Raw genomic sequence first — 12,852 nt, forward strand, 5'->3', positions numbered from 1 at the left:
ATCAGGCTAATAAACTTAGAAAGTTACATCGCAAAAGGGCATCCATAGAACCCATTATCGGACACATCAAACAAGATCACAGATTAAACCGCAACTTTTATAAAGGAATAGTGGGCGATAATATCAATATTATGCTTGCTGCTGCTGCTTTTAACTTCAAAAGGATGATGAATAAATGGAAATCATCTTTTGCCAGCTTCTTTTTACAATGGCAGCTCCTTCTAATGTGGGTATTTGATAAACTGACCAAAAAAAATCTGCAAGATCATCCCAATAAATTATACCCTGTAAAGTTAAATTGGACTTTTTAAGGCTTGACTAATTAGTCAGCTTATATTAATTTTTAAACGCTTCCATTCTAAAGTAGTCAAAATCTGCCGGAATACGTTTACCTGTACCTTTATTAAAAGCATATAAACCTACCATTGTACCCATAAAACCCCAATTTGGTGTACCTTGATCACTTAGATAAGAAGCATTTTCTACTACACCAGCTGGCAACCAATTTTTACCATCATAACTATAGAAAAAAGATCTTTTAAGCATGTTAACATCAACTTTAAGATATAATGCTTTTAGCTTTACATCTAATACTTCGGATATCACTTTTTTCCTACCATAGTTACATTCTTCTAGAACCAATTTTAACTTACCCTGATTGTTTTGTAAGCCTAAACGTAAATAAGTTTTGGTATCGTAATGGCAGGTAAGCCCTGCTTCTTCTATGGTTTCTGGTTTAAAAGAAATTTTTGTACTGGCTGTATACTTTAACCATCGTTCTCTTTGTACAATTAAGTTTCGACCCTTAATGGTATCAATATCAAAGTTACCCGTATATATTCTGAGGTGTCCTTTTTTTTCTTTCAAAGAATAATCCGTGTAAACAGGATTACGTCTAAATTGCCACTGAATACCTAATGTATAATCATTAAACTCATCTGATGCTGGATTGATGACAGGAGTAAAAGGTAAATTAGGTTTATGGGCAATATCTAAGGCTTGTCTTGTTGGGGTTTCAACTGGCCATCCATCGCCAGTCCAATTTAAAGGTATCAAAGATGTTTCTCTACCTAAAGGGCTTATACCTCTTGCCTTATGACCTCTAATAGTACCGGGTAGCCAACGTTGCGACAGAACCATGGTATACCACTCGTTATTTTGTGTAGAGAATATTTTACCATGACCTTGATGAAAATTAATAGCTTGAGGATTTTTCTGCGTTAATGATGGATTGTAAGGGGAATTTTCATAAGGTCCATAAATATTCTTTGATCGGGCAACAAGCATATGATGACCATTAAATAATCCGCCAGATGCTGCCATAGTGAGGTAATAATAGCCGTCTTTAAACAGTAAATGAGGTCCTTCTGGAGCCGCTTTTTTACCTTCTGTCTCTAACCAAAATGGTCCTTCTATAATTTTGGTACAATCAGCATTTAGTTTCACGATTTTGGTTCCGTTGCCTTGAGGTATACCAGCTGCATAAAGCATATAATGCTCTCCTTGTGGAGATACAAAATGCGATGGATCATTACCATTATCTGTTAATTGTACCGGCTTTGTCCACGGACCTAAAATATTAGAAGATTTGACCATATAGTTACCCCTAACATTGGTACTCCTATCTTTAGATAGCTGCACTTTGCAATAGAAAATATAAAACTCTCCGTTATGATAAGAAATATCCGGAGCCCAAATACCCATAGCATCAAAATAATAGGTTAAATCTAAATCTTCGCTTTTGGTAAATACATGTCCAATTTGCTGCCAGTTAATTAAATCTTTAGATTTCGATATGATGATACCAGGAAAATATTCAAATGTAGAATTGACACAGTAATAGGTATCTCCTACTTTTACAACAGATGGGTCTGGAAAAAAACCAGATATAACAGGGTTTACATATTCATGACTTGCTAATTTAGGATACCATCTTGCAGGTTCATCAACCTGAGCATAAGTTAAAAAAAAACTCATCATGAAGATTAGCCATATTATCCCTACTCTAAAAAAACTGATTTTATTTATATTATCTATCATTATCATTTCAACACAAATTAAATTAGCATTTATTTGGCTACAAATTGTACATCATCAACATAAATCCATTCATTAGCTTGGGCATTAGAATGTAAAGCTATTACAGCCTGATTAGTGGTGACATTGATATTATCAATTGTAATTTGTACCCAATCATTGGAGGTAGGAATATTTACAAATCTTTCTGTATGTCCATAACCGGCACAACTCATATGAGATGGTATGACGTGTGCAGAACTTTTAACCCAGGCTGTAAGCTTATACAAACCATTAGGTATGGCATATAATGTTTGTTTGGTGGTGGTTAAATAAGGTGTACTTGCTTGATGTACCAACCTATTATTTCCATCTTTAGCATCTGCTGATACTTCAACTTTACTTGCATCTCTGTTAAAACCTGGCTGAAAAGGTGCAAAGGGCTCTATCCAAGCTATTGGATCATCCAACCCTCTTGTTGTAGTTGGATTAATTTGTTGTACATATTCAAAAGAATTGTTACCTAATAAATTTAAACCCACGCTACGTTTTGCCCAATATTTAACATAAGAAACCTGCATTTTTGCATCAGGATTTGTTAGGGGTTCATGTCCGCCAAAATCAAAATAATAGGTTTCTGGACTAACATAAGTTGGTGTTGCTAATCCTGTAATCCATATATTTTGTGGCGCATAAACATTAAAATCCCCTATCAGGTTAATAGAATCTTTCAAGACGCCATCAACATAATATTTAATCTTTCCAGGTAGCCACTCATATCCAATAATTGTCCATTCATTAACTGGTTGCCCCATTCTTCTTGCTCCTTGGCTTCTACGGATGGGGATATAAGTTAAGTTATTAGCTTCTAATTGAGAGCCCGGTTTAGAATCAAATTCTACACCGTCTATTTCAATAACTGTATTAAAACGAGGAAGTAACCCTGCTTCAAACATATTTCTTGTAAAACTGCTTACACCTGCGCCTAAAGACCAAAAAGATTGATGAAAACCTCTAGAATCTTTAAAAAACTTCATCCTAGCTTCATAATAACCATAACCGAAAGTTTGTCTACTTATTAAGCCCCCTCCGGTTTGGATAACAGGATTATTACTAATTTGCCTGTATCTAATTTCTACCATACCATTGGTAATGGTAACATTTTCTGCTCTGTTTCTGGATTTACCATTAGCATAAGTAGAATCAACCCTTGGATACCAATTACAACCACAAGCATTGCCATCAAACTCGTCTTCAAAAAGTAATTCATAACCCTGCCCTACAGGAGGACCAAAAGTACCCGTAGTATTTGAAATTGTATTTAAACTATTACTTTTATCGTCTTGAGCAGAAATTAAAGGAGATTCTTCACAAGAAAACAAAGTGCATAAGCTCGCGGTAATCCAAATTAAACCTCTTGAATTTCTCATTTATTTTAGTATATATTTCTATGAGTATCTTAAAGTTTTTGATACTTTAAAGGATATATAAACAGCATTTAAATGAGATTTAAATGCTGTTTATAAGCGTGTAATATTCTTGTATACTTAAAAAGTAGATGAAGCTAACTTTTTAACGATAACATCATCATCAAACTGAACTTTAAGAATATAAAATGAAGCGTTATTTTTTAATTCTAAAGCGAAAGCATTATCTCCTTTTTGTAAAACAACAGCCTGGTTATAAACAACCTGACCAGACAAATTAGAAAGTAAAATTGCCGCTCTTTGATTTTTAGATGAAATAGCATTGATAAAAAGATTATTGTTATTTACATAAGCGTTAAAAGCTCGTATACTATTCTCAAATACAATAACTTTTAACACTTTTTCTGTGCCGTCACGGTCTACTTGAACAAGTTTATAGTAATTATCTCCAGCTAAAGGATTATTATCTATGTAGCTATAATTTAAAACATTAGAAGAAGTACCAGCTCCATTTATAGAAGTGATTTTAATAAAATCAGTACCATTGGCTGCTCTATAAATGTCATATCTAGCATTGTTAGATTCCGTTAACGTACTCCATTTAAGATTTACTGAATTGAATTGTTTTTCTGCAGTAAAAGTTATGAGTTCTACCGGTAAAACATTCAGTGTAATGGCCAAATTACTATTATAGTAATTAATTGGGCTGGTGGTATTTTGAACAGCTATTCTAGCATCAGTAACCAAAGTACTAGCTATACCAACTTTAGGCCCAAAACCAATTAAGTCATATTTAGAACCTACTGTTGAAAATACAGACCCAAAAGCCATAGCATGAGTAATAATAGACTCGCCTGTAAGTGAAAGATTGTTATCGGCTACTGGCTGTATTACCAACATATCGTTTTCATCAATATCTAAGAAGTTTGTAGCATCTGTATTAGAAGAATTAAATTCAACATTACCTACCGGGGCTGTATTAGCTAGTAAAACATCTAAGGTTAAATCAGCACTGTTAACATCAGCACTTGTTCCAGAAACTGCTCTTGTTAAAGTAATAACCGTACCTGATGGAACACTCTCCCAAATAGAACCTGTAGCATCGCTAAACTTATAATAAATGTTTGATTCGGTACCGTTTGTTCTCAAATCTTTGATAAACATCCCTCTCATATCTAAAGCATTAGCACTTAAAACTTTGAGTTTAATAACATCGCCAATACCATTTGCCTGCCCACTATTATAAACCGACTCGATAACTACACTTGGCCTTAGAATATTTACAAACCTTCTATTTCTAGAATTTCCGCTCGCTAAAACACTAGGGCTACCTAAAACTATATTTCCACTAGAAATATCAGTACTTAAGGACGCAATAACTACAAACCCAGCTGTGTTGCTGTAATCTACAAGAGAACCATTAAAATTTTGTGCAATACCAATAGCTCCAGTTCCTACTGTAGCTGTTGATCTCATTTTAGGACCTGTAACATTATTAAATTGAGTAGTAGCACTAGAATTACCAAAAGAAACCGCATGTATAGAACCCGCTTCTCCAGCGTAAGCACTCCCAGCTGCTTTAAGCATAACCATATCTACACTTGCAATATTCATTGTAACAGTGCCTGCTGTAAAATATGTAGGATCATCTAAATTTACCGCTAAATTAAAATCTGTAGCAGCAGAGATATCAGTATCTGTTGAAGTAACATTTCTTCTTAATACGATGATAGTACCCGATTTAACACTAGACCATAAAGCATTAGTTGTAAAAGTATAACAGCCACCATCTACCGTTCCATTACTCGTATAGTTCTTTACTAGCATCCCTCTTAAGTCTACTGGAGCAAGAGGATGCGTACCAACAACGATTAACTCTATAGCATCTTCATTACCACCGGTAAGCCCAGAATTAAAAACTTTGTTAATAACCACGCTTTGAGCAAAACTGGCTAAAGAAATAAAAACAAAAAGAGTTAATGCGTAAATTTTTTTCATGCTTTTTAAGTTTAATTGGTTGAGATATATCTTTTTAGATTACATCAAATTTATCGTGGTTACGATATTTATTCTTGTAATCAAAAAATAATTTTGATTGGGAATGTTCCCAATTTCTAGGAACGTTCCCAATTATTTAGGGAATTTTTCAGAACATCCACAACTTACTATCGCTTTATTATTTGGATATGATGAATAACAGGCTTATTAAGTTGATATACTTGTTTTCTTAAACTTGCTATTTGCTCAGAAAATAAGTATTCTGAAGGCTTTAGGATAACATATTTATCAAATTGAGTTTTAAGATAAGTGCTATAACTTGCCCCAGAATATTTGTGGCGATGAAGAGAATCGAGAAAAATTTTGGTTTTATTTAAATCGCTTTTGAATTCAAAATCTTTGAGATGCATGAACTCTATATGCTTTATTGTTCTTTGATTTGCCTCTACTTTCCAAAGCTCATTAAATTTTTCCCTAATTTGAATGGCTTGCTTCATCTGCGGAGTAAAATAATTAGCCAGATTTACACCTTTTTCAAGTTCTTGATGAGTGAAATATGCTATAAATTCCTCATCAATTTTAAGTTGATAGTTTCCTGTTTTAAGACTTTCAATGATTAATAATTGCTGATTAAAATCATGTATAAAATCTGTCCAATTAAGCGCTTTTAATTGGTCGTCCCGAATAGGATAAGGGAGCGCTTTCTCTTTGTATTGAACACTTAATATCCCATTTTTTCGAGACAAAGCCTTTATCTCGCAGTTTATACTGGCTTTAACAGTTTTTTTCTTACTTCTTTTGATGATTAAGCTCGAAACTACTGAGCTTGAAAAAGCAGATTTCAAAAATTGATAAGATATTACAAAATTACCAGGTGCACCTGGATGTACCCTATCAGGACTAACTATGGTTGCAGATGAATCAGAAAGCTGAATTTGTTTATTTATATTAGACATAATTGTCCAATAATCTACAAAAGGTATTTTATATTTTTGAGCCAGTTCCCCCATATAATCGGCACAAATTTTCAGCGCATCATTAGCTCCAAAATTGTTAAAACGTTCTAAAACGGCAGTTTGATCGTATATGGATGGCTTTTGTAAAACAACCTTCATATTTTTAGACATGATACGTTTAATGATACTATCTAAATTGAATTTATAAAGTTCAATTGCTTTAAGTTTTTTAAGGTCGTTCTCCCGACTTTTCAAACCTTTTGCATATAATTCTCTCGAGATATCATTCATACCAATCATGATAATTACGTAATGAGGGTCATGAATAAAAACATCTTGATCTAAGCGGTTAATTACACCTTGAGTTACATCACCAGATATACCTGCATTAAAAAATGTAATTTCTCTTTCGGGAAAACGTGTTGCATAAAAAAGCGAGATGTTATGATGAAAATCTCCAGCTTGTGTAATACTATTTCCTACAAAACAAACTCTATCTCCGGATTTAAAAATAGGTAAGCTTTGTCCATTTAAAGAAAAAAAGATAACTGAAAAAGCCAGAATAAGAATGTATTTTTTCAGCATAATTACGCTTTATTCTTACTAAATATATTTAATACCTTGATAATTTATGTATTAGTCTCAACGCAACTATTTACTTAAATTTAGCGGAATTGCAACCGTATAGGATTTATCTTGAGCATCCATAACTGCCGCAAATAGTATTTTTGGTATACCATTCTCAAAATAAAGCTGAGGCCTTTCTAGTTTCTTAACTTTCTCTAAGCCTGTTTCCCAAGGAATTTCAATCTTAGAGGCTAAAGCATTTTTGGCTACTTTCCAGTTTATGGCATCATCAGACTCGAACAAAGCAATAGACAGACCCTGCTTAGTAAAAGAACCACTAAAATCTTTAACTAAAGCCCAGTATTTATTGTTTTGCACCCAGATAAAAGGGTCTTCAGCGGGGAACTTAACTGTATCTTTAGTAAAAATCGGATTTGGAAGCTTTATAAATCCTTTAGCAGGATTTTTAGAAAAAGCCACCCTATGATTTACTTTGCCTCCAAAAGGCATAGGGCCATGTCCAACACTTTTATAAACCATCACATATTTACCATTTAAACCTTTAGATACTGCTGGGTTGCTAACCATTAAAGAGTCGTAACCATCAGAGATATTTATTAATGGTTTTTTAAATCTTTTCCATGGACCTAATGGAGATTTTGAAACCGCAACACCTATACGCTGATGATTTCTGTTGTTCCAAAACTCTCCATTACCATAGTTACCCATGTAATACAGGTAATATCTACCATCAAACTTATGTATGGTGGGATTATGGGTAACATCGGCATCCCAAAATTTCTTATCTCTTTTTGGCAATACAACTTTTAAAAATTTATACGGCCCTAATGGATTTTTAGAAACCGCCAATGCTACCTCACTATGTGTTACCCAATTGGTATGTTTTAAACTATCGGGCCAACGACTGTAAAATAAATAGAATTGATTATCATCTCCTTTTATCATGCTTCCACACCAAACTTGATAACCGGGATCTGTAAACTTGGCATAAGACGGTACTTTTGTAATCCATTGATTAAAGTTAATGTCTTGGCCTACTGAAAACAGGCTTAAACAACTTAGTAAGAAGGAAAAAATAATCTTTTTATTCATTTTAATAATATTAATAACCTGGGTTTTGAGGTCTTAAATTAGGATTTGCTACAAAGTCTGAATTTGGTAATGGCAACAACAAAACATTATCATTAACATAATTATAATCTGTAATTGGTCTGTTATTCTGAGCCGCTAAATGTGCTTTTATTGTTGGCACAAATATTCCCCATCTTACTAAATCATACCATCTATGGCCTTCAAAAAGTAACTCTTTTCTTCTTTCTACTCTTAATTTCTGACGTAAATCATCCTGAGAAGTAAAAGTTAAAAGAGGTAGAGTTGTACCGCCATGAGTACGTCTTATTTGATTAATAATATCTAAAGCTGCCGTTAAATCATTTGCCGCTCCTCTTTCTATTAAAGCTTCAGCGTATAAAAGTAAAACATCAGAATATCTTATGATATGGAAATCGTTATTGCTATCAGCGCTATTTGCTAAATTGGATGTAATATATTTAGTAATAATGGGTGTACCAGTGGTGTTTGTGATAGGTACAATGGTATTTCCAGATTTTCTTCCCATATTAACAGTTCTTCTTAGATCAGCAGTTTCGTATAAAGTAGTCCTTACTTCTGTTGTTGGTACTACCGTGGTAAATGTGAAATAAAAATTCTGCAATCTGGTATATGCTAATAATGAAGCAGAAAGACCTGATGTACCGTTATAATAAAATACATACTCTGTATTGGTAGTTTTTTTAGTAACATCAAATATATCTCTGTAAACAGGCATTAATTCATAACCATATACTGCTTTATTGGTAATAACTTCATTAAGCTTATCTATAGCTAATTGCCATTTACTAGCATCATTAGTAGGTGCTCCAGCCATCACTACATATACATAACCTAATAAAGCTTTAGCTGCTCCTGCGGTTGCTCTGCCTCCATTAATAGGATCGTTATAGGCATATCTATTCTCTAGATTAGCTTCAGCATATTTTAAGTCTTCTATAATTTGAGCAAAAATTTGTGCTCTTGGGGTTCTTGGTGGATAAATATTAGCAGAAGTACTGGGTTCTAATAAAAGAGGGACATCTCCAAAAAACTGTACCAATCTGCTATAATAAAACGCTCTTAGAAATTTAGATTCTGCATGTACACGTCTTACCAAGGCAGGGGTTACTTTTGCGCTATCTACGTTAGCAAGAACAGTATTTGCTCTATTAATAACGTTATAAGCCGTATTCCAAATTCTTTGGATAAAGCTGTGTTGAGCGGAATATACTAAATTATCTAATTCCACTCGCTCGCCTACTGGTGTACCACCCAAAGCACCGTCATCAGTAGTAACCTCTGCAAACCATATAGGGTCAATACTACCCGTAACATCTGGTCTCATGGCAGCATAAACACCGTTAACAGCAGCTAAAGCATCTGCATTAGTTTGATAGAAGTTTGTAGTAGAAATTAAACTTTTAGGATTTTCTTCTAGAAATTTCTCGCAGGATGCTAAAAACAATCCTAATCCTAAACAAATTACTTTATATATATTTTTCATCTTATTTCTTATTATAATCCAACATTAATACCTAATCTAATGGTTCTTCCTAGTGGAGTTGCCCCATTATCTAAACCTCTAGCTAAACCAGAACCCGAACTGATTTCTGGATTGAAGCCTTGATATTTAGTTATGGTAAACATATTTTGCAGGTTTGTATATAAACTTAGGTTAGAAAGTTTTAATGACTTAATAACTTTAGGGTTGAAGCGATAAGTCAACGTAATATCACGACATCTTAAAAAAGAAGCTTTCTCCACAAATAAATCTGTGACTTCTCTAGGATCTAAAAATGCACCAGCTGCCATAATTTTTGTTGTTCTATTATTTGCCCTAATAGCCTCTACTCTTGCTGGATCTGTATCTGGCGTTATTGGAATATATCTTTGGTTATAAGCATCTCTTGTAACATTATTAAAGCCATTCAGGTTTGTTAAATTCCAGCTTAGCTGGTTAAATATATCATTACCTACAGAATAGCTAAAGAAAGTGGATAAATCAAAATTTTTGTATTTAAATGCACTTGTAAAACCTCCTGTATATTTTGGTAAAGCATTACCTATCAGAACACGGTCAGCATCAGTTAAAAGACCATCATTATTAATATCCTCATATCTCCTATCACCTTCTCTTACCCCTGTTTGGAAGTTTACTGGTTTTGTTAAAATATCTTCAGCAGTCCAGATACCAATGGTTCGGTAACCAAAGAACTGACCAATAGGTTGTCCGGGTTGTATTCTTGATAAAAATGCGCTACCAATTAATGATTGAACTGGTAAAAACTCGCCTTGAGCACCTGAGAGTCTTTCAACTTTATTACGATTAAAAGAAATATTAAAGTCGGTAGTCCATGTAAAATTATCTTTTTTGATATTCACAGAGGACAATGAAAACTCTAAACCTCTATTATTAATACTAGCAACGTTGCTTAATAAATTTTGGAAACCTGAACTTCCGGGTAAAGTAACCTGATATAATAAATCTGAAGTTTTTCTTTGATAGGCATCAGCTGTAAAAGCTATTCTATCTCTGAATAAGTTAAGATCTATACCGATATTGGCTTGTGCTGTTTGTTCCCAGGTTAAATCTGGATTGGGAATACGACTTGGTGCAAAACCAGTGTTTGCGGTAGAGCCAAAAACAGCACCTGCAAAGCTTAGAGTGGCTAAGGTATTGTAAGAGCCTACAGCTTGGTTACCTATGATACCGTAACTAGCTCTTAATTTTAATTCGTTAATCGCATCAACTTGGAACCAGTTTTCTTTTGTCACCCTCCAAGAAGCACCAACAGATGGGAAAAAACCAAATTGTTTACCAGGTGCAAACCTTGAAGATCCATCATATCTGGCAGAAAGTGTTAAATAGTATTTATAGTTGTAATGGTAAGTTCCTCTAAAAATGGTAGATACTAATTTATAATCATTTACATCAGTTGTAGGAATTTGTACTACCGCACCTGCTTGTATCGCATTTACGCCCGTAACATCTGTTGTAAAACTTTGTGTACCTGCTGTTTGGGTTTTAGATTCAAAATCTTCTAATGTTGCACCAATTACAGAATTAAAGAAATGTTTCTTTATTTTTTTATCGTAAGTTAAAGTTGTTTGGTATAAAAGTTTTCTGCTTTGTAAATTCCCTACAGAAGCTATACCTCTTAATGTAAAAGTTCTTGGTACTGTGGTTGGAATATAATTTTCTAATAAAGAGCTATAAGTGGTAACACCTAATAGACCCGATAATTTTAAATCCTTAGTAATACTATAGGTGAGTCCTAGATTACCTAATATTTGGGTTGAAGTATTATCATTCGTAACCCCCCTTAAAAATGAAAGAGGATTGTTGATATTCGGATCTATCTGAGAAGCAACAACTGTAGGGCTAAACCTTGGATTATAATAAATAGAACCAATAGCTAAATCTTGAAAAACCGATGTGCCATATTGGTAAGTTCTAACAAGATTAAAAGTACCATCGGGGTTGATTAAAGGGCTTGTTGGTGCCCATACCAACGCACTATTTAAATATCCACCTGCAAAAGAATTGGCTACGTTTCCGGTAGCAGCACTATTAGAGATATTTAAACTGGTTGATACTTTTAGTTTTTGAGAAACATTATTATCATAATTAATTTTGAAGTTATATCTTTTTAAACTGGTTGAAGTGATGATACCTTCCTGATCAAAGTATTGACCGGATAAATAATACTTAGATTTTGAGTCTCCGCCAGATAAGCTTACGTTTAAATCTCTTGTTTGTGCAGATTGCGTTATTTCATCCTGATGATTATAATTTGGTAAGCCTGCTGCTATTTCACTTTCTAGAAAAGGAACTCCGGAGGTTAGCCCTCTGTAAGTATAAGCTTCATTTGCTAATTGAGCAAATTCTTGAGAATTTAGAAGTTCGAGGTCTTTTAATAAATCTGTAAATCCATTAGAAAAATTTAAAGCAATTTTTGGTTTACCTTCTACACCAGATTTTGTGGTAATTAAAACAACTCCGTTAGCTCCTCTAGAACCGTAAATAGCTGTAGCTGATGCATCTTTCAATACTTCTATACTAGCAATATCAGCTGGATTAATGGCAGACAAAGGGCTAGCGGCAGAAGCACTTAAAGTATTTGCATTTGATAAGGAACCAACATCTGGAATATCTAGAGGAATACCATCTACCACATATAAAGGTTGTGACGAAAAGTTTAAAGAGTTTGTACCTCTAATTTCAATATTTAAACCAGAGCCCGGTTGACCAGATGTTTCACTAACTACTACCCCGGGAGCTCTACCTCCTATTAATTGCTGGAAGTTGCTATAAGCTCCTGCATCGTTGTTTTTTACACTGATAGAGGATACAGACCCTGTTAAATCTGATTTCTTTTGAGTTCCATAACCCACTACAATAACTTCATCTAAGTTTCTAGCACTAGGTACAAGAGAAACGTTTAAAGTGCTTTGGTTACCAACTGTTTTTTCTAAGGGTGAAAAACCTAAAAAAGAAAAAACTAAAACTGCATTTTTAGAACTTACTCTTATGGTATAAGTACCATCATTAGCAGTAATAGTGCTTAACTGCTCATTTTTAACATTTACTGTAACGCCTGGTAACTCCAAGCCTACTTCATCTGTTACTTTACCCTTTACAGTGATAAGGTTAGATTGCGCAAAAGCAGAAGATCCTATGCTTAAAATAAACAGAACTACAAGAAATTTCAATTCCAGTTGGTTTCGATGATTCTTTAAATAAAATAATAGGTTAAGAAACTTATTAAAACATC

At 33.8% G+C, this 12,852-nt stretch carries 8 protein-coding genes; 1 reads left to right on the forward strand and 7 read right to left on the reverse strand.

The window, feature by feature from the left end; all coding sequences use genetic code 11:
* Positions 1-311 (forward strand): transposase (locus tag H510_RS20475; RefSeq protein ID WP_036691858.1); only part of this gene is annotated, 311 nt, incomplete at its 5' end.
* A 25-nt stretch (positions 312-336) separates the two neighbouring features.
* On the opposite strand, the gene H510_RS0104140 is transcribed toward H510_RS20475, so the two are convergent.
* The 7 genes from H510_RS0104140 to H510_RS0104170 form a co-directional block, all read right to left on the reverse strand.
* Positions 337-1,980 carry a glycoside hydrolase family 43 protein gene (locus H510_RS0104140; protein WP_162143051.1) on the reverse strand — a complete coding sequence of 548 codons (1,644 nt, stop codon included), beginning with the start codon at positions 1,978-1,980 and terminating at the stop codon, positions 337-339.
* Positions 1,981-2,069: 89 nt separating this feature from the next.
* Positions 2,070-3,446, reverse strand: a complete 1,377-nt coding sequence (locus tag H510_RS0104145; protein ID WP_026903154.1) for a glycoside hydrolase family 16 protein — start codon at positions 3,444-3,446, stop codon at positions 2,070-2,072.
* A gap of 117 nt (positions 3,447-3,563) precedes the next feature.
* The gene (locus H510_RS19485; protein ID WP_051291039.1) at positions 3,564-5,441 is read right to left on the reverse strand and encodes an autotransporter outer membrane beta-barrel domain-containing protein; all 1,878 of its coding nucleotides are present in this window, start codon (positions 5,439-5,441) and stop codon (positions 3,564-3,566) included.
* A gap of 167 nt (positions 5,442-5,608) precedes the next feature.
* Positions 5,609-6,982 (reverse strand): SGNH/GDSL hydrolase family protein, encoded by a 1,374-nt coding sequence (locus H510_RS0104155; RefSeq protein WP_026903155.1) that lies wholly within the window; start codon positions 6,980-6,982, stop codon positions 5,609-5,611.
* 66 nt (positions 6,983-7,048) lie between these two features.
* Entirely contained in the window at positions 7,049-8,077 is a 1,029-nt protein-coding gene (locus H510_RS18230; protein WP_036691861.1) for a glycoside hydrolase family protein, read from the reverse strand.
* A 10-nt stretch (positions 8,078-8,087) separates the two neighbouring features.
* Positions 8,088-9,581, reverse strand: a complete 1,494-nt coding sequence (locus H510_RS19490) for a RagB/SusD family nutrient uptake outer membrane protein (RefSeq protein ID WP_026903156.1) — start codon at positions 9,579-9,581, stop codon at positions 8,088-8,090.
* Between the two features lie 11 nt (positions 9,582-9,592).
* Entirely contained in the window at positions 9,593-12,790 is a 3,198-nt protein-coding gene (locus H510_RS0104170; RefSeq protein ID WP_026903157.1) for a SusC/RagA family TonB-linked outer membrane protein, read from the reverse strand.
* Positions 12,791-12,852: the final 62 nt, after the last annotated feature.

It is taken from the genome of Pedobacter glucosidilyticus DSM 23534 (assembly GCF_000425145.1).
In the GTDB taxonomy this organism is placed as follows: Bacteria; Bacteroidota; Bacteroidia; order Sphingobacteriales; family Sphingobacteriaceae; genus Pseudopedobacter; species Pseudopedobacter glucosidilyticus.